Annotated in this window: 19 protein-coding genes; all 19 read left to right on the forward strand. The window is 44.7% G+C overall.

All coding sequences use genetic code 11. From position 1 onward, the window contains the following. Positions 1–636 precede the first annotated feature (636 nt). The 19 genes from EL173_RS04435 (at position 637) to EL173_RS04525 (ending at position 17,983) form a co-directional block, all read left to right on the forward strand. On the forward strand, positions 637–1,854 hold the full coding sequence (locus EL173_RS04435; RefSeq protein WP_020752173.1) for a GcrA family cell cycle regulator: 1,218 nt from the start codon (positions 637–639) through the stop codon (positions 1,852–1,854). Next, positions 1,841–2,371 carry an NUMOD4 motif-containing HNH endonuclease gene (locus EL173_RS04440; protein ID WP_020752174.1) on the forward strand — a complete coding sequence of 177 codons (531 nt, stop codon included), beginning with the start codon at positions 1,841–1,843 and terminating at the stop codon, positions 2,369–2,371. Before EL173_RS04435 ends, EL173_RS04440 begins: the two co-directional genes overlap by 14 nt. A gap of 3 nt (positions 2,372–2,374) precedes the next feature. Then, the gene (locus tag EL173_RS04445) at positions 2,375–2,698 is read left to right on the forward strand and encodes a thioredoxin domain-containing protein (protein ID WP_025014104.1); all 324 of its coding nucleotides are present in this window, start codon (positions 2,375–2,377) and stop codon (positions 2,696–2,698) included. Between the two features lie 202 nt (positions 2,699–2,900). Beyond that, positions 2,901–3,695, forward strand: coding sequence for an HNH endonuclease (locus EL173_RS04450; RefSeq protein WP_020752177.1), 795 nt, complete (start codon positions 2,901–2,903; stop codon positions 3,693–3,695). A 200-nt stretch (positions 3,696–3,895) separates the two neighbouring features. Next, positions 3,896–4,351, forward strand: coding sequence for a P27 family phage terminase small subunit (locus tag EL173_RS04455; RefSeq protein WP_005712753.1), 456 nt, complete (start codon positions 3,896–3,898; stop codon positions 4,349–4,351). A 21-nt stretch (positions 4,352–4,372) separates the two neighbouring features. Beyond that, positions 4,373–6,085 carry a terminase large subunit gene (locus tag EL173_RS04460; RefSeq protein ID WP_020752178.1) on the forward strand — a complete coding sequence of 571 codons (1,713 nt, stop codon included), beginning with the start codon at positions 4,373–4,375 and terminating at the stop codon, positions 6,083–6,085. An 11-nt stretch (positions 6,086–6,096) separates the two neighbouring features. Next, positions 6,097–6,288, forward strand: coding sequence for a hypothetical protein (locus EL173_RS04465; protein ID WP_003661399.1), 192 nt, complete (start codon positions 6,097–6,099; stop codon positions 6,286–6,288). Positions 6,289–6,292: 4 nt separating this feature from the next. Continuing rightward, positions 6,293–7,546, forward strand: coding sequence for a phage portal protein (locus tag EL173_RS04470; RefSeq protein ID WP_020752179.1), 1,254 nt, complete (start codon positions 6,293–6,295; stop codon positions 7,544–7,546). Continuing rightward, complete coding sequence (locus EL173_RS04475) at positions 7,500–8,129, forward strand: HK97 family phage prohead protease (protein WP_015764348.1); 630 nt, start codon at positions 7,500–7,502, stop codon at positions 8,127–8,129. Before EL173_RS04470 ends, EL173_RS04475 begins: the two co-directional genes overlap by 47 nt. Positions 8,130–8,170: 41 nt before the next feature. Further along, positions 8,171–9,373 (forward strand): phage major capsid protein, encoded by a 1,203-nt coding sequence (locus tag EL173_RS04480; protein WP_020752181.1) that lies wholly within the window; start codon positions 8,171–8,173, stop codon positions 9,371–9,373. A gap of 17 nt (positions 9,374–9,390) precedes the next feature. After that, positions 9,391–9,630 carry an Ig-like domain-containing protein gene (locus EL173_RS04485; RefSeq protein ID WP_005686975.1) on the forward strand — a complete coding sequence of 80 codons (240 nt, stop codon included), beginning with the start codon at positions 9,391–9,393 and terminating at the stop codon, positions 9,628–9,630. 10 nt (positions 9,631–9,640) lie between these two features. Next, positions 9,641–10,000: a head-tail connector protein gene (locus EL173_RS04490; RefSeq protein WP_005686976.1), complete on the forward strand. Its 360-nt coding sequence runs from the start codon at positions 9,641–9,643 to the stop codon at positions 9,998–10,000. Continuing rightward, a complete protein-coding gene (locus tag EL173_RS04495) occupies positions 9,990–10,319 on the forward strand; it encodes a head-tail adaptor protein (protein WP_020752182.1) in 330 nt (109 codons plus the stop codon). The genes EL173_RS04490 and EL173_RS04495 overlap by 11 nt, the downstream gene beginning before the upstream one ends. After that, positions 10,319–10,705, forward strand: coding sequence for an HK97-gp10 family putative phage morphogenesis protein (locus EL173_RS04500; RefSeq protein ID WP_015764352.1), 387 nt, complete (start codon positions 10,319–10,321; stop codon positions 10,703–10,705). Before EL173_RS04495 ends, EL173_RS04500 begins: the two co-directional genes overlap by 1 nt. Further along, entirely contained in the window at positions 10,705–11,091 is a 387-nt protein-coding gene (locus EL173_RS04505; RefSeq protein WP_005686982.1) for a hypothetical protein, read from the forward strand. The genes EL173_RS04500 and EL173_RS04505 overlap by 1 nt, the downstream gene beginning before the upstream one ends. 33 nt (positions 11,092–11,124) lie before the next feature. Beyond that, positions 11,125–11,739 carry a major tail protein gene (locus tag EL173_RS04510; protein WP_020752183.1) on the forward strand — a complete coding sequence of 205 codons (615 nt, stop codon included), beginning with the start codon at positions 11,125–11,127 and terminating at the stop codon, positions 11,737–11,739. Between the two features lie 102 nt (positions 11,740–11,841). Further along, the gene (gene gpG, locus EL173_RS04515; RefSeq protein ID WP_003661382.1) at positions 11,842–12,255 is read left to right on the forward strand and encodes a phage tail assembly chaperone G; all 414 of its coding nucleotides are present in this window, start codon (positions 11,842–11,844) and stop codon (positions 12,253–12,255) included. 122 nt (positions 12,256–12,377) lie between these two features. Continuing rightward, on the forward strand, positions 12,378–17,270 hold the full coding sequence (locus EL173_RS04520) for a phage tail tape measure protein (protein WP_020752184.1): 4,893 nt from the start codon (positions 12,378–12,380) through the stop codon (positions 17,268–17,270). Next, the gene (locus EL173_RS04525) at positions 17,270–17,983 is read left to right on the forward strand and encodes a distal tail protein Dit (protein ID WP_020752185.1); all 714 of its coding nucleotides are present in this window, start codon (positions 17,270–17,272) and stop codon (positions 17,981–17,983) included. The genes EL173_RS04520 and EL173_RS04525 overlap by 1 nt, the downstream gene beginning before the upstream one ends.

Here is a 17,983-nt window from a genome sequence, read left to right on the forward strand (position 1 = left end):
TCTTTTTAGTCTTTTTCTAGGAATATTTAGTTTGTGCTTTTCTGTTTGTAATCTCGGATCAAGCGACATCAAACGAAAGACAAATCGGTGAGATATCAAGACGCCACGGCGTCTTTTTATTTACCCAAGCACTCCGCCGAACGGTGAGGTGCTATTTTTGTGCAACAAAAAGGCCCTCTGAGCGATTAACTGAGGGCCTAGCTACCGGTGTTTACTGAGGTGAAACAACGGTACCAAAAAAGAGTATAACACATGTAGCAATAAATCGGATTAAAAAAGCCCTCAGAGACCAGTCCAAGAGCCAAAAGAATGAAAAAACGAAATACTTGTGTGAGCAGCAGCGGTTGACTTGGAGGAGAAAAGACACTACTCACGCATATATATTAGCACATTCCTTATAGAAGATACTAAAATAGCCCTCGGTTGGGGGCCGAGAGCCTAAAGATAGGGTATTACAGAGGAGTGAAAATGAGTATCTGTTGGGAACAATTTAATTCTAACTCATCGAAATTTTTTAAGCAACAAAAAAGCTTTCGGGTCCGAATCCGAGGGCTTAAGAACTCGGGAAGTTCTTCATGAGAATGTGAGCAGCGTCATCAAACTGCTCACGGTCATTATATTTCAGGAGGCGAGTAGATGCAATGGACAGATGAACAGATCGGTGACATTAGGAAGCTCGCCTCTGAAGGCTTTACCAGACGCGAGACAGCCGACAAACTCGGAATTAGCTATGATGCGCTTCAAGGTAAAGCAAGACGGCTTGGCATCGAGTTCCAAAAACCAGCCAAGAATGAATACGATTCAGCGAAAACAGATAGAAACAGCAAACCCGTTGATAGAAAAGTCGCTCTTAATGCTGATGGTAGTCAAACAGTCACGGCCTTAATGAGACTCAAGCATGAGCCAAATAAAGACCCACGAACTTTGATGGAGTTGTGTGGATACGATCCTGATAAGTTCGAGATGGTCTTAGGCGACTACAAAGTTTATGAGCAGCATAGTACCGAAGACGGCACAGTTCCGCAGTATAGCATTCATATTCGCGTAAAGCCGAAACAAGGCTTATCGATAAATGAAATGGCTGAAGCGTTCAACGACAAAATCATTCCGGTCAATTACGGCATGAAGAAATCGGGCGATCGCAACTTAGTCATCCCATTGCCTGACCTGCATTTTGGCTGGACAACATTCGCCGATCTAAAAGACATGGTGAGTCAACTTAGAGAGATAATCATGGACGGCTACAACGAGATTGTGATCGAGCAATTGGGAGATCTGTTCCATAGTGATCAGATTCATGCAACACAAACGGTTAGAGGAACACAATTAGATCACGCAAACATGCGTCAGGCATTCCATGATGCTGTGAAGTTGTTTGATCAGATTATTCCGCTGGCAATTGAATATAGCAATCGCGTCTCAATAAAGAGCGTGTTCGGTAACCATTCAGGTGATCTCGAATACGCTTTTCTTTATGCGCTAATAGATCGCTATCCGCAAGTACACGTTGATCTCAATGACAGTAATCCGGCAACCGACTGGCGCTGTGCATACTTGCTAGGGCATGTTGGCATTATGCTCGCCCACGGAGATGTAGCCAAGGACAAGCTGACAGGGCTTTTCCCATTTGAGTACAAAAAGATATTCAATATGGCAAAAACATACGAACTTCACTCAGGCCACTATCATAGCGAGCGGTTTAAAGATGATCGTGGCATTATGTGGCGCCAGCTTGGAACAGCAAAGCCAAATGATCCCTATGAGATTAAGAATGGCTTCACCACGGGCAAACATCTGCTGTATGCGTTCGTTTATGACGATGAAAGGCTACGGTGCACTTATGAACTCAACTGAAGTTTGGAAAGATATTGAAGATTACAAAGGACTATATCAGGTTAGCAATCTTGGCCGAGTAAGGAGTCTTGACCGTGTAGACATGCGAGGAAACCACTTAAAAGGGAAAGTGCTCGCTTACAATTTAGCAGGTGCTGGGTATCTTCAGGTTGGCCTGCATCGAGATGGAAAAGTTGAGCAAAAACTCGTTCACCGTCTTGTGAGTGAAGCATTTCTGCCGAACCCCGACAACTTGCCCGAAGTCAACCACAAAGACGAAGACAAGACAAACAACAATGTATCTAATCTGGAATGGTGCACAAGACTTTACAATATGACATATGGTACTTTAGTTGAACGCATGGCAAAGGCGAACGGAAGTCCGGTTTATGTAATCACTAGCTCAGGACACCGGTACTACTTCGACAGTATTAAGAAAGCCTCGAGACTTCTCGGACTGAAGGACACTGGAGTACATGCTTGCCTTTGTGGCAGGCAAAAACATCACCACGGCTATACATTCGAGTTGGCGGTGTAGGTCATGTCAGGTATGAAAAGAGTCAGCTACGGGTACGTTAGCCACACAGAGCAAGCAATAATTGAGAAATTATCGAGAGAAGAGAAACACATGAACGCAATCATTTACACAAAGCCGCGCTGTCAAAAGTGCCGGCGAACAGTATTCAAGCTGTCACAAGTCATGCCAGTGCAAACCATCACAGCAGACGCGGACGACTACGAGCGGTTCCGCAAGCTGGGATACCGATCAATGCCAGTCGTAACAATCTACAAGGCAGACGGCACACATGATGAATGGTGCGACTTGCGGGTTGACAAGATCAAACAATACACGGAAATGATTTAGCATGTGCAATTTCCTATTACTGCTCACACTAATATTCGTGCTGGCCAAGCTATTCGGCTTGATCGCATGGATTTGGCTGCTAGTATTCGCGCCACTAATAGTGATGATTGCTTTACTGGCGTTGTTTATCTTATTTGGGATCATCATTAGATTACACGAGGAGTGATGGTCATGACTAACACATCGTATACGGGAGATATCTATGCCAAGTAAGAAGCTCGCCTTTATAAATGGAAGACCACAATTGGTTGATGCCAATGCTCGTGTTAGATCGGAGGCGGATAGGCAGTACAACCGTGTGCGGAATGAGCAGCAGTCGGACTACCTTAGGTTCTATCACAGTAATGAATGGAAGCAGCTGCGTGAGCAGATATTGATTAGAGACAACAGTTTATGCCAACGCTGTGGCCTGCAAGCCTCATTAGTTGATCATATTGTTCCAAGCGAAGATGACTGGGAAGACCGCACGAATGCGGATAACCTGCAGGCTTTATGCAGGGACTGCCACTACTGGAAGACGAGACGTGAGACAACCAAGCGTAAGAAGGGACAACATCGAGCCATGAAGATTACAGTAATCGTTGGCTATCCAGCAAGTGGCAAGTCAACGTACGTCAAGCGGCATCAAGGACAGCATGACCTCGTCTATGATTACTACCATCTCATGACGGCGTTAACAGGGCTGCCATTACATCAGGGCAATATAGACGCCAATGATTATGTGCAGCTAATCTATGAGCTGATACTGCGGAAGCTTAAAGCAGAGCAGACATTCGACCATGTATGGTTAGTCATGACATATCCAGATGATAAGTTAGACACGTTGCTTGCTAGTCGAGATGTCGAACACATACTCATTGACACTGACCGAGACACATGCATGCAGAGACTATCCAAGCAAGGTCGAGATGTGAGTCAACTCATCAAAGCGATGAACAAACTTGACGAAATGAAATCAGAAAACAAATTTGCAAAATTCAAGAAAATAAAAAATTAAAAAACAAATTTTCGACAATTTATCGGGCGACTACACGGGCTGGAAACGGCTAGACCCCCCTTCCATTTTTATCGGGGGTTACATTTCTTGGAACAGAAGAACGATCGACCTCTTTTTTGCACCCCAAATTGTAACGATTTTTAAGGCGGCAGGGGTAAACTCAGCCCATTTTATATAGATATTAGGAGGTGAAGTGGGAAATGGCTGGAAAATACAAAGTGTTGCAAATGTCTAAGGGTGATTTGACCAAAGAACGGCAAGAAGCCAAGCTACATGCGGAATTAATGGCCAAAGATGGCATTCCAAAACTTCAGGTAACACCGCCTAATCATCTTGACCCAGTCGCAAAACAAGAATACAAGCGAATCATCGAATCTTTGGGGACCTTACCACTTAGAAATCTCGATCGCGCCGAGTTGGAAAACTATTGTACATGGTATTCGGTTTACAAAAACACATCGGTCAACATGAAATTGGCTTTAAAGAATGGAGATCAAGATGAATATTATGCGTACATTAGCACCTTGAATAAAGCCACAGCAAATATTAAAAGTCTAGCCAGTGATCTTGGCCTTAATGTCAACAGCCGGATGCAGATGAGCATGCCTAAGACCGAAGCACAGAAGAACGATTCAATCATTGATACTTTTGGCTAGACGCGATGGAGGTGATGCTGGTTGTCAAAATTTAAAGATCCAATGCCTAATTTCATAAAACGTGTGCTAGACGGTCGTCTTATTACTTCTAAGGCAGTTAATCTCGCGGTGAAACGGCATCAAGAAGACTTGAAACGAACAGATTGGCGATGGCGATATGATCCAAATCTAGCGGGAAAAGCTGTTAAATTTATGGAGATTCTGCCAGAACCAAAAAGTGGGAAACCACAACCATTAGCACCGTTTCAAAAATTCATTATTGGCAGTATATATGGCTGGGTTGACAAAGATGATCCAAATATAAGGCGATTTACCGATGTGTTCATTTCGATGGCACGAAAAAACGGTAAGTCGCTTTTGATTTCTGGCGTCATTCTGTATGAGTTTCTGTTCGGAAAGAATCCAGCCAACAAACGGCAATTATATACCGCTGCTAATGATCGCAAGCAGGCCGGCATTGTATTCGGAATGGTAAAAGACCGATTACGTGCGCTCATGCGGAAAGACCCAGGCATCAAACGAATGGTTAAGATTACGCGAGATGAACTTGTCAATTTAGACGACGGATCAACAATTCGTTCGTTCTCTCGTGATACAGGACTTGTCGATGGCTATGAACCCCATGTTGCGGTGGTTGACGAATATGCCAACGCTAAAACAACAGATATGATTGAAACCCTTGCCTCAGGTCAGGTGTTACTGCCTAGTTATCTGACGTTCATCATTTCAACGGCTGGATTCGACATGAACGTGCCGATGTTTCAACAAAATTATCCATATGCAAAAAAGGTGTTGTCCGGTGAAGAAACGGCAGAACGCTATTTTGCATTCATTGCTGAACAAGACAACGTACAAGAGGTTGATGACCCCAATTCTTGGATTAAATCGAATCCGCTACTTGACGTTGATATTGTGCATGATCAGATCACCGACTATTTGACCACAAAGCTATCTCAAGCACGTGCTGATGGCAGTTTAAATGCAAAACTGGTCAAGAATTTCAACATTTGGCGGCAAGCGACTGAAGATAGTTATTTAGACTTCGATGCTTGGAAGGATGCTGAATTGAGTGAAAAGCCTGATATTCGCGGCAAAAGAGCTTGGATTGGTATTGATGTTGGTCGTACAAGCGACCTTTTTGCCATTACTTGGTTAATCCCGCAAGAAGGCTGGTGGTGGCTCGATGGTTATGCATTTGTCGCTTCTAAAGGCGGAATTGATAACAAAATCAAGACGGATCGGATTGACTACTTGGCTGCTGAACAACACAGCGAAGGAGAGATCAGCAGCTTAGAGTCAGGTATCATCGACAACGATCGGGTATATGAATGGCTCGAAGACTTCATTGAACGTAATGACTTAGATGTTCAAGGTATCATGTACGACCCTTATCAATTTGGACCAATGCTAACGGCAATTGAGAAGAATCATCCTGAGTGGCCGATGGTACAGGTACGACAAGGAACGCTGACACTGTCAATGCCAACTAAGCAGTTCCGCGATGATGTTATAGGCGGTCGCATAAAGCATTCAGATAATCGCATTATGCAGGCCGCCGCAATGAACGCGGTTCTAATGTCTGACAACAACGGCGTCCGTATTAATAAGAATAAGTATGCTAACAAAATAGACATGATTGATGCCACGCTTGATGCTTATGCCATCGCGTTCAAGGAAGACTTGGACAACTACTTGGACGATGAGCGTGTCTTCAGCGATGATTTTGGCTTCTAGGAGGTGAGAACGTGAATGGAAAACTAGCTAACTTTTTTAGAATTCTTGGCGCAAATATGGCTGGAATTGCCACTGTTTTAGGCTTCATTTTAGCTGGATATGGGGCTTTTTTGATCAATAGGCCTACTGGATTCATGGTTTGCGGCGGATTGTTGTTTGTTCTCGCCTTTATTCTGTTGCTTCCTGATAACGAAGGGAGGTGATTGAATGAAGCTATTTCGAGGACTTGCAACAGAAGCAGATCCCCATTGGGCTGATAATTTGCTTGATTCAGGGGTGATTCCGTCATTTCGTGGGGCTTATCTTGGGATTTCAGCGTTACGCAACTCTGATGTGCTAACAGCAGTATCAATTGTCGCTGGTGACGTCAGCCGGTTCCCGTTAGTGATTACTGACAGCTCAACCGATGAAGTGATAGACTTGTCTGACATTGATTATCTGATGAACACAAAGGTTAACAAACGTTTATCAGCATATCAGTGGAAATTTTCCATGATGGTCAATGCAATTTTGACTGGCAATGCTTATTCGCGGATTGTGCGCGATCCGATAACCAACGAACCAGCTATGTTTGAGTTCTATGCCCCATCACAGACGCAGGTGGACACAAGCGATCCCGAGAATCTTGTCTATCGATTCACACCATACAACGCAAGTGTTCAAAAAGTTTGCAGTTTTGAGGATGTTATTCATTGGAAGTTCTTTTCATATGACACCATCATGGGCCGCTCGCCGCTACTTTCCTTAGGTGATGAGATTGGACTTCAAGAATCCGGTGTTTCCACGCTTCAAAAGTTCTTCAAGAGCGGATTGAAAGGCTCAATTATCAAAGCAAAAGAGAGCCGCCTATCTGCCGAAGCACGCCAGAAGATTCGTGAAGATTTTGAAAGGGCACAGGCAGGTGCTGATGCTGGATCGCCAATTATAGTTGACGCGACGATGGATTATCAGCCGTTGGAAGTTGATACCAACGTTCTTAATCTGATTAACAGCAATAACTATTCAACAGCGCAGATTGCGAAGGCTTTACGGGTGCCAGCGTATCGATTAGCCCAAAATAGTCCCAATCAGTCAGTTAAGCAGCTTGCTGATGACTATATTCGCAATGATCTTCCATTTTACTTTGAACCGATTACAAGCGAGTTTGAACTAAAGTTGCTTGATGACAACCAGCGCCATCAGTATCGCATTGGCTTTGACACAAAATCAGTAAACGGATTGCCGATTGCTGACGTCAATACAGCAGTTAATGGCGGACTGTGGACTGGAAACGAGGGACGTGCGGAGCTTGGAAAGAAACCGTTAAAAGACCCGAACATGGATCGTATTCAGTCGACACTTAACACAGTGTTCCTTGATCAAAAGGAAGCATATCAAGCTGAACACGCATCGCAATTGAAGGGAGGTGATGCTAATGACAAAGGAGCTGCGAATGACAGCGACACCCATGCAAATTCGTGATGGGGATGAGAAACATCCAACTGTCATCGAAGGTTATGCGCTTAAATTTGACCGGAAATCTGAAATCATGGGCGGCGGTGAATTTAGTTTTCGTGAGCACATTGACCGCCATGCGCTCGACAATGCTGATATGAGCAATGTCGTGGCGCTATTTAACCATGATCAAAACCAAGTGTTAGGCCGCACTGGCGTTAATTTGGAACTGACCATTGACGACACTGGACTTAAGTACACTCTGACGCCACCAGATACACAACTCGGTCGTGACTTACTAGAAAACGTCCGGCAAGGGATTATCAGTCAGTCAAGCTTTGCATTTACGATTGCGCCAGACAAAGACGCGCAAAAGTGGCAAAAGTCAAGCGAACGAGGGGTTAAATACGAGCGCACAATCAACAACATTGATCATCTGTTTGATGTTTCGCCGGTGACAACACCTGCTTATCCAGACACTGAGGTAAAGGTCGGAGCACGATCGTTGGAACAGATAAAAGCGCTAGATCAGCCGCCAGAATGGGAACTTAAGCGGCGCAAGATGCTTTATCAACTGAATAAAGAGGAATTGCTCAAGGGCATCGAATAATCGGTGCCTATTTTTATACAAAAAATAAGGAGGGTCACTAGATGACTTTAGATGAAAAATTAGCTGCTGTTAAAAAGCAACTTGATGAAAAGCGTTCAGCGTTGCCAGCTATGAAGACAGAACTTCGTTCTTTACTTGAAGGTGAAGATTCCGAGGAAAACCTGAAGAAGGCAGAAGGCGTTCGTGCCAAGTATGATAAAGCTGGCAAAGAGATCAAAGATCTTGAAGAAAAACGTGACTTATACGAGGCTGCGTTGAAAGGCAATGAACAGCCGAGTGGGAAGAAGCCCAATCATCCGGAAGAGCATAGCTATCGCGATGCACTGAATGCTTATTTGCATACTCGTGGTCGTAATACTGATGGCGTCAATTTTGAAAAGACAGAAGCTGGTGAATTTGCAATTTTTCGTGCCGATCCTACCGATGCCAGTGATGCTGTAAATGCAGGTGTTAAGGCAGCGGATGCGGCCGTGACCATTCCAGAAACTATTAGCAATACACCACAGCGTGAATTGCAGACTGTTGTTGATCTGAAACCTTTCACGAACGTATTCCAAGCCTCCACACAAAAGGGTACTTACCCAACAGTTGCAAATGCTACAACCAAGATGGCTACTGTTGCCGAGTTGGAAAAGAACCCAGCAATGGCAAAGCCGGACTTCAAATCGATCGACTGGTCTGTTGAAACGTATCGTCAGGCTCTTCCGGTTTCACAGGAATCTATTGACGACTCCGCAATTGATTTGGTTGGGTTGATTGCCCAGAACGCACAACAAATTAAGGTCAACACGACTAACAGTGCCGTTGCAACTCTGCTGAAAGGCTTCACTGCCAAGACGATCTCTAGCATTGATGATTTGAAGCATATCAACAACGTGGATTTGGACCCTGCGTACTCTCGTGCAATCATCGCGTCCCAGAGCTTTTACAACTTCTTGGATACGGTGAAAGACGGTAATGGCCGTTACTTGTTGCAAGACAGTATCTTGACCCCGTCTGGCAAGAGCGTTCTTGGTATGCCGATTGTTGTTGTATCTGATGATACTTTGGGTGCAGCAGGCGAAGCACACGCCTTTTTGGGTGACATCAAGCGGGCGATTCTGTTTGCTAACCGCGCAGACTTCATGGTTCGCTGGACGGATGACCAGATTCACGGTCAATATTTGCAAGCTGGTATGCGCTTTGGTGTATCTGTTGCTGACGAAAAAGCAGGGTACTTCCTAACATATACCCCAAAAGCGTAACGCCTGACGGAGTGACTTTGAGCCAGAAAACGTTCACGGGTGGTGTCGGTGCCACAAAAGATATCACGGTGACAGTCACTCCTGATGGCGCTCCTCAAGCAGTCGAAGCTGTGTCGAGCGATGAAAGCGTCGCTACGGTTGTTAAGAAGTCCGATGGTATTTACACAATTACCAATCTGGCAGCGGGCACAGCGACAATCACATTTAGCACTAATGGCATCAGCTCAACGCTTGCTGTTACTGTTAACGCCGGGTAGGTGATTACTCTTGGCAGATACTACGCTTGACAAAAGCCCACTGACTGATGAACAGTTTCAGGTTCTGAAAATGTACTTGAAAGTTGATCAGACAATCGAAGACCCAATGATTATGCAACTGGTGCATGACGCTTGTGGTGAAATCAGTTCGGCTATTAGTTTTGGATCAAAGCCGGAACAATTTCTAAGCAATCCAGAAACTCGGGATCGTTTTTTCACAGCACTTATGAAGCAAGTGAAGGAAGACTATGACTACCGAGGTATGGGTGCTGAAGTCATGCGCTTTCCGTTGCAAACATCAACCACAAATATCATCAATCAGCTTCGCTCAGAATTGCCGGAAGAGGATGGTGATCCTGATGCGAACTAATCGAATGACTGAGAGAATTGCGTTCGTCAGCTATGAGTCAAAAAAGGTTAACGGAGTTCCGGTTGATGGTGTGCTTGTTAAGCATATGACGGTTTGGGCGGAAGTTCCTAAGGTGCCAATCAGAGAAGCAAATGATCCACAGACAAAGTTGGGAACTCGCAAAGACAGCCCGACTTTTTTAGTGCGATTTTTGACCGCAGAGGAAATCCAACCAACTTGGAGAATTCAATGGCGTGGTAATGAATATCAAATCACAGGGCTTGATCCTGATTACGAGAGGCGCGATCTGACAACGATTACGGCAAAGGCGGTGAGCTGATGGGCGTAAAAGTCACAGGGGATGCTGAACTGCTTGCTAATCTTAACAAGCTCCAATTTGGAGTTGCAAAAGAGGCTCGAGCGGCTGTCCGAGATGGCGCACAAAAGTTTGCCGACAAGCTAAAAAGCAATACGCCTGAGTGGGACGGCGAGACGGATATGAGCGGACATCTGAGAGATGACATCAAGCTTTCAAGTGTCCGTGAAACGAGTGGTGTAACAGAAGTAGACGTTGGATATGGTAAAAATACTGGCTGGCGTGCTCACTTTCCAAACTCGGGCACTTCAATGCAGGACCCGCAACATTTCATTGAAGAAACCCAAGAAGTCATGCGGCCAGTTGTTATCGCTGCTTTCCTAAGCCACTTGAAGGAAGGCGGGATGTAATGGCACCTGAAAAACGTGTTTATGACATCCTGTCGGCCAATTTGGATATTGCTGACAAGGTGTATATAGGCACTCCAAGCTTCAATAACCAGACTAGCGTAACTCCTGAAAGTTTAGCTCCATGGGTGAGAATCACTTCTTTGCCCGGTGATGCTGCTGATTATGCTGACGATTCTAGAATCCTAGAGTATCCGAAAGTACAAGTAGATTTTTGGGTGGACAAAACGGACTGGGATCAACAAGAAAAAATTGAAACACAGATATATCAAGCACTACATGCGGCTGGCTGGGAAAGGTATTATCGCAACTCCTACGTTGATGGTGATACCCCAGCCCTCCGTATGACAACAGGATACTTTCAGTTTCAAGGACTGCCGATTGGCTAGCCCTTTTTATTTTCCTAAAGGAGGATTTTAAATATGGCAGATACTGCTGTTACAACTAATAAGAAGTTAGCAAAATTTGGGGCTTCGGCCTTTGAATACGGGGTTGTCGGTGATGACGACTTTGTACCAAGCACACGAAAGATTCAAGGCTTATCTAGTGTGAAATTGGATATTAAAACAGAGCAAAAGACGCTGTCCGCTGATGATGGCCCGTACTTGATTCTTTCTGGTGGTATCACAGAAGCAACCGAAACAATCGAAATGTACGATGTGGATTCACAGATGAAGTCTGATTTATTTGGCATTAATGTTGTTAATGGGGTTGAAGTATATCCAAAGAACCTTAGCCCTAATTACGCCGCAACTTTGTTCCGTACAAAGCTCTCAAATGGTAAATACGTTTGGGTTGGTATGCTCAAGGGAATGTTCTCACTTCCGGGCGTTGATACCAAGACTGTTGACGGCACACCAGATCCAAGTGCTGACAGCATCGAAGGCTCATTTATTCCTCGTGGTGACCAAGATACTGGCAATGTTGTGTTGATTGGTCGTGAAGACAACGATGGATTCAATTTTGATACCTTCCACAGCTATGTATTCCCTAAGACTGCTGAAGACGCGACTATTACTCCCGCTACACCGGCTTAGTAATTCGCAGATCACACATTAGCTGGAGCCGTTTCTATCATTGTCGCCTTGTAAATGCACAATACGCGAACAGCGGGCGGCTTATACCTAAGGAGATTAAGCATGGCATATCAAATTAAACTAAATATCAAAGGCGAAACTTGCGTGTTCACACGAAATGGAGAGCCAACATTACGTGATACCACGAACGCCTTAAAAGTGCAGCAACAACAGCTGCGCATGCTAAACCGTAAAGATGGCCCTTCAAACGATGATTACGATGAGAACGAGAAAAACTTAGCCAAATTTGCGGTTGATTTCTGGAAAAACCAGTTTACTACCGATGATGTTATTGATGGCTCGTCTATTTCTTTGAAATCGCTGGATTCAATCAATGATGCCATTGGCGATTCTCTAAGCGATGGTGAAGAGGATAAGAAGGACACAGCAAAAAAATCACCGAAGCGGACGTCAAAGAAGCCATTAGCAACCTTGACGACTTCTACAAAGCAAGGCTCTCTGAAGGCTACCGATTAGCTGACGTTGATGCTATGACGCTCCGCGATATTGAAAAGCTTAACCAGATTTACGAGGAACGGGAGACCACGATCGACAAGGCCTTTCCGTTCCTTTTCTAATTCTATGAAGGGAGGTAAAACATGTTAGGAAATCTCGGACAAATTGCGGCTACTGTTAGTTTGAACATTGATCCGTTTCAAGTAAGCCAGCGAGTTTTGAATTCTTCAATTAAAGCAACTGCCGCTGAGTTGCGGGCTCAAGATGCTGCGTTTAAGGGCTCTGAAAAGTCTATCAACAACATGCGTTCAACCTATGACACATTGAGCCGCCAGTCAAAGAACTACCAAGCTCAGCTTCAGAAACAGCGAGAACGGTATGATGAAAATTCGAAAGCGGTTGAAAGACTTAATAAAAGTGAGACTGCATCGCAGGAAGAAATTAATCGTGCGACAAAACTGCAAGCTAATGCTGCATCACAGTATAATCGAACTGCTGCCGCTGCTGCTCAAAATGAAAATCGAATGGCGGCCTTACGCAAAGAGATTGCACTGCAAAGTGACGGCTGGACTAAAGTATCAAACGGCGCCTCTAAATTTGCATCTGTTACCGAAAAGACAAGCTCCAAACTAACCAGTTTCGGATCAACGATGACAAGGGCGGTAACTGCTCCAATTGCCATTGGGTTTGTGGCAGCAGCTAAATCTGCTATTGATTTCAACAGCCAAATTCAAGCAATGGGACCTTTGCTAACAAATGGGGGTGCGATTACTGCTAAGTATCGTGCGCAACTTGATCAACTAGCATCAGCATCTAAAAAGTGGTCGGTTGAATATGGCATTTCCACGGCTGCGATTAACGACGGCATGTCAGAAATGATCAAACGTGGCTATACCGCTGCGCAAACTTTAGGCGCTATGCCTGCAGTTCTCAATGCGGCAAAAGCGTCTGGCGATGACTTCAACGATGTTATGCATGTTTCTACATCCGTTTTGGAGCAATTTGGTCTAAAGACAGAATCAACAACGGGCATGCTTAAAAACACGTCTCGCGTTACAGATGCTCTTACCTATATTGCGAACGCTACTGCAGCAGGATTCCAGGATATGGGCGAGGCAATGACATATGTCGGCCCTTCTGCTCATGCTGCTGGTATTTCACTCGAAGAAACAGCGGCTGCTATTGGTATTATGAGCAACAAAGGGATTGAAGGATCAGTTGCTGGCACAGCATTACGTGGTGCTTTAACAAGACTGTTGAAGCCTTCTAAGCAAAACATTGAAGGCTTTAGTGAATTAGGCATATCTGTTGCTGATTTCAAAAAAGGAACGCTAACTCTTCCAGAGATTCTTGACAAAATCAAGAATAACACTAAGGGGTGGACGGACCAGCAACGTGCTTCTGCAGTAGCGTTGGCTTTTGGCACTGAAGCGCAAGCCGGCATGAATGCCTTGATTAGTGCAGGTGGCGGTGAGCTACGCAAATATACCAGTGAAGCTGAGCATGCTAGCGGAACAACTGCCAAAATTGCTAACCAGTTAAACAATACGGATGCCGCCAAATTGAAGAGATTTCAAGAGTCGATTCATGTTTTAGGAATTGAAGTAGGTCAAAAACTTCTACCGACGCTGACTCCTCTTATCAAAACAGCAACCGATGTTGTCAATGCCTTTTCAAAAATGGACAGCGGTACGCAACAAACCATTATCAAATTTGCAGCGTTTGCGGCAGTTGTAGGGCCAGTGAGTTCTCTTATCGGTGGAGCTCTTAAGCCGGTTGTTGCTTTGAGCAAAGGAATATCTGGAATTGCGGGAGTCATTGGGAGAGCATCCGCAGCCGCAAAAATTGGCGGGACTGCAATGGATGTGCTCAAGTCTGGGTTTAGTAAGACAGCTTTTGAAGCACTGAAGGTTGCACCTGCAGCGGCTGCGGTAGCAGATGGTGCTTCTGGAATGGGAGCGGCCATGGGCGGAGCCGCAGCGAGCGGAACAGGTTTGCTAGCGGCATTGGGGCCAATCGTCCCAGTTGTTTTAGGCGTGACAGCAGTCGTCGGTGCCGGTGTAGCCATTTGGGAATTGTGGGGCAAAAAGGCTCTTGAGTCTGCTGACAGAACTTCACGATGGGGTACTGATATTGGTGCCGATGCCGACCGATCTGCTTCCAAAATGAAAGATGCCTCTGGGGAAATTTCTGGTGCTTTTGATGATACAAACCACACAGTCACCCAGAATGCTAAGACGATTTCTAAAGGGTTCAATGATTTAACGAAGGCCGCAAAAGAAGCCGCTGATCAGTCTGAGACAGCAGCAAAGAAATTGGCTAAAAGCCTTGGCGGTGAAGCCGCAGACAACATTGAAAAGCAGGCCGCTAAGGAAAAAGCCGCTAACGCTAAGCGAATCAAAGAGATGGAAAGCAACAACAAAAAGGCCCAAGCCATTACTGCATCGTTTAACAAGAGCGGAGCACAGATGACGGCTGACCAGTATCAACTGTTGGATAACTACCGTCGTAAAAATGCCGCACTGGCTGTCAAGACGCTACAGATTTCTGGATCACAACAGAATAATGTGCTCAAAGCTGTCCTTGGTGAGAGAACACGAATGTCTAAGAGTGCTGCCCTAGAGCAGTATCAAGATATGTGGAACGCTGCTAACAAAGAAAACAGTGCATACAAGTCGCAACAAGCAAAAATTAATGAAGAATTCAAGAATGATGCGACCATGCGTCACGTTGCTTTAGAAGGTTTAGAACGCGATCACCAGAATAAGATGAAGAGCCTCTATGCCGGTGCTATCCAAGCCATGAAAGCACAGGGAACGTCTCGCTCCGAAATGCTAGCGGAACTGCAAACTGACTTTCATCTGACAGCATCGCAAGCAGAGTCTGCGATGAATAGTTACGAAAATGCTATGGCGAAAGGCGTCAAGAGTAATCGCGACTTTGCGGCGGCAACTGAAGGATTTGGCAAAGCTGCGCAACAGGCAGGTGACCACTGGAACAATCTTGTATTTGACACCAAAACAGGAAAAGTTAAAACAAATCTTCCTGAAGTGTTGAAAGATACGGCCAGCACTAAAAAAGGTTGGAAGCAACTTGTCTTTGACCTCAAGTACGCCAAGATTACATCAAATGCCAAGCAAATGATTGTCGAAGCGCTGGCATCATCTGAACAATGGCAGAAATTGAGCGTTCCCGAAAAGAATGCAATTATCCGTACTCAGGGACGCGAGCAACTTGCTGATATTATGGATAAGTTTGTTTCCTGGAATAGTCTGTCGCTTAAGGATCAGCAAGCAATTGTGAAGGGCGATTACACGCCTTTAGTAAATGCTTTAGTCAAGAGTGGAGACTGGAACAATCTCACCTTGAAACAGCAAGAAGCCATTGTTAAGGATAAAGCAACAGTGCCATTAGTATCTTCACTTCAGCAAACCGGCGAGTGGCAGAAGCTCGACTTAAAAGTTCAAGAAGCGATTGTCAATGCTAAAGGCAAGAAAGATCTTGAAGACATCATTTTTGACATGGGAGTTTGGAACAAGCTTCCAAATACGCAGAAATATGCAACCCTAGTTTCTTTTGGCAAGCAAGACATCGCTGATATTATTGATCAGCTAAATTTGTGGAATACACTTACACCAAAAGAAATCAAGGCTGTAGCAAAGGGCGATACCAGCTCTTTGATAGCTGCTATTGATAAAGCAAATGACTGGAATCGATTAACTCTTGGCCAGCTAGAAGCAATCGTTAAAGATAAGGCTTCTGCAGGCTTAGTCCAGGCCATGATCAAAGCCGGAGAGTGGAATGGCCTATCAATAGAAGAAAAAACTGCTATTATGCAGACCAAAGGCAAATCCGACTTAGCCGATATGGTTGTTAAATACGGTCTTTGGAACAGCCTTCCAAACTCTACCAAAAGTCTGTTGATGAACGATTCCGATGCTCGTACAAAATTGGAAAAAGCTGGAGTTGCAATTGATCAATATAATTTGTTTAAGAACCCCAACGAAAAAGGGCTAAAAGCAAATAATACTGATGTGCTTGGAAAAACAGAAGAAGCCAAAGGGAGCATTCAGAAATACAACGAAGTTCTACCGGGATTAAAACTGTTCCCTGCCGATGCAAGTAAGGTTAAACATGAATCATCTTCAGGCGGAACGAGTATTGCTAAGTATAACGAGGTATTGCCGGGATTAAAACTGTTTCCCGGCGATTCAAGCAGCGTGACAAATCATGCGGAAAAAGGAAAGGAAGAAATAGGCAGCTTCAACGCTACAAATCCTCTCATGCGTTTCTTCCAAGGAAATTCGGGAAGCGTTGATGGAGCATCTAAGTCAGGTAAAAGTAGCATAACATCGTTTAACAGCAAAGTACCGATTATGATGTTTTTCAATGGTAACGCAGATGGTGTTTCATCAGCGTCACAAATTGGTGTTAATGCGGTTGCTGCATTCGGTGGCAATGCTACCATCACAAAAACATTCAGGATTAGTGCAGATATTGATCCCGCTGTACAACGACTTTTGAACAGTGGCAAGTTTGCACGAGGCACTCAAAACTTTACCGGTGGATTAGCAACTATTAACGACGCATCTGGCACTCGTTATCAAGAGGTCGTCACACTACCAAATGGAGCAAAATTTGTGGCATATGGGCGAAATGTTACCTTACCACTTCCTCGACATACAAAAATTGAAACTGCCATGCAGTCCGCAAGAAACTACTCGATTCCACGTTTTGCTGGTGGCACCACAGACTTCGGAGGCGCTGCTAATAGAATAAACCAATTGAATCCGCAAACGTTCGCAGCACGGACGCCAAGTACAGTGAATGTCAGCGGCATCACCAACAATATGACTTTATCCGACCAAACGATTGAACGCCTTGGCAAAGCACTGGCTTCAAACGTTAAACCAGACAATGACAGGCCGATCTACCTAATTGTTGACGGTAAGGTTCTTGGCCAAGTCGTTGGGCCAATGTTAAACAACGCAAACGGCAAGGCAATTCAATTGCAAACAAGAGGGGTGACAAGCTAATGCCTTTTCATGACTTCACGTATTTAGGAAAACGGCCGAGCGATTTCGGCGCGTACATTCATGTTGTTTCCCACGACATTGGCTTTCCTTCAAAGATTAAAACGATTGTGTCGGTGCCATTCAGTAACCAAAGCTATGACTTTTCAACAATTGGTGGGGTTCAGCCTTATAACGAACGCAAAGTGACCTATGTCATAAACGTTGTCAATAAATATGGATATGATCAAGTTTCAATGCACGAATTAAAAACGGAAATAGCCAATTGGCTGTACTCAAGTAATTCAAAAGCGGAACTTTATGACGACAAGTTGCCTGATTATCATTTTTTGGCCGAGTTGCAAGAGGCGGCAGATTTAAAAGACGATGTTCGATCAGGAGAGCTAACAGTCGTATTCACTTGCTATCCATTCATGATTGCGAACAAGTTTGAAGGCGATGACGATTGGGACACGTTTGATTTTAATAATGATGTTGCTCAGGACGTTGATTTCGAAATAAACGGCAGTCGGAGTTTTGAACTTATCAATAACAGCGTGACAATCGTGACACCGCAAATAACCACAAATGCGGCTTTGACTGTGCGCATTGGACAAATCGAGTATCAACTTCCACAAGGCACATCACAAGATATTCCCTTAGAGGTAGGAACAAACACGATTACCGTTACTGGATCGGGAAAAATCTCATTCGCATGGCACAGGGAGGTGATCTAA

It is taken from the genome of Lacticaseibacillus rhamnosus, assembly GCF_900636965.1.
Classification (GTDB): domain Bacteria; phylum Bacillota; class Bacilli; order Lactobacillales; family Lactobacillaceae; genus Lacticaseibacillus; species Lacticaseibacillus rhamnosus.

Excerpts from the sequence above, each read along its gene's own strand:
- EL173_RS04435 (WP_020752173.1), top strand. The coding sequence starts at position 637 with ATGCAATGGACAGATGAACAGATCGGTGACATTAGGAAGCTCGCCTCT.
- EL173_RS04440 (WP_020752174.1), top strand. The coding sequence starts at position 1,841 with ATGAACTCAACTGAAGTTTGGAAAGATATTGAAGATTACAAAGGACTA.
- EL173_RS04445 (WP_025014104.1), top strand. The coding sequence starts at position 2,375 with ATGTCAGGTATGAAAAGAGTCAGCTACGGGTACGTTAGCCACACAGAG.
- EL173_RS04450 (WP_020752177.1), top strand. The coding sequence starts at position 2,901 with ATGCCAAGTAAGAAGCTCGCCTTTATAAATGGAAGACCACAATTGGTT.
- EL173_RS04455 (WP_005712753.1), top strand. The coding sequence starts at position 3,896 with ATGGCTGGAAAATACAAAGTGTTGCAAATGTCTAAGGGTGATTTGACC.
- EL173_RS04470 (WP_020752179.1), top strand. The coding sequence starts at position 6,293 with ATGAAGCTATTTCGAGGACTTGCAACAGAAGCAGATCCCCATTGGGCT.
- EL173_RS04475 (WP_015764348.1), top strand. The coding sequence starts at position 7,500 with ATGACAAAGGAGCTGCGAATGACAGCGACACCCATGCAAATTCGTGAT.
- EL173_RS04480 (WP_020752181.1), top strand. The coding sequence starts at position 8,171 with ATGACTTTAGATGAAAAATTAGCTGCTGTTAAAAAGCAACTTGATGAA.
- EL173_RS04495 (WP_020752182.1), top strand. The coding sequence starts at position 9,990 with ATGCGAACTAATCGAATGACTGAGAGAATTGCGTTCGTCAGCTATGAG.
- EL173_RS04500 (WP_015764352.1), top strand. The coding sequence starts at position 10,319 with ATGGGCGTAAAAGTCACAGGGGATGCTGAACTGCTTGCTAATCTTAAC.
- EL173_RS04505 (WP_005686982.1), top strand. The coding sequence starts at position 10,705 with ATGGCACCTGAAAAACGTGTTTATGACATCCTGTCGGCCAATTTGGAT.
- EL173_RS04510 (WP_020752183.1), top strand. The coding sequence starts at position 11,125 with ATGGCAGATACTGCTGTTACAACTAATAAGAAGTTAGCAAAATTTGGG.
- gpG (WP_003661382.1), top strand. The coding sequence starts at position 11,842 with ATGGCATATCAAATTAAACTAAATATCAAAGGCGAAACTTGCGTGTTC.
- EL173_RS04520 (WP_020752184.1), top strand. The coding sequence starts at position 12,378 with ATGTTAGGAAATCTCGGACAAATTGCGGCTACTGTTAGTTTGAACATT.
- EL173_RS04525 (WP_020752185.1), top strand. The coding sequence starts at position 17,270 with ATGCCTTTTCATGACTTCACGTATTTAGGAAAACGGCCGAGCGATTTC.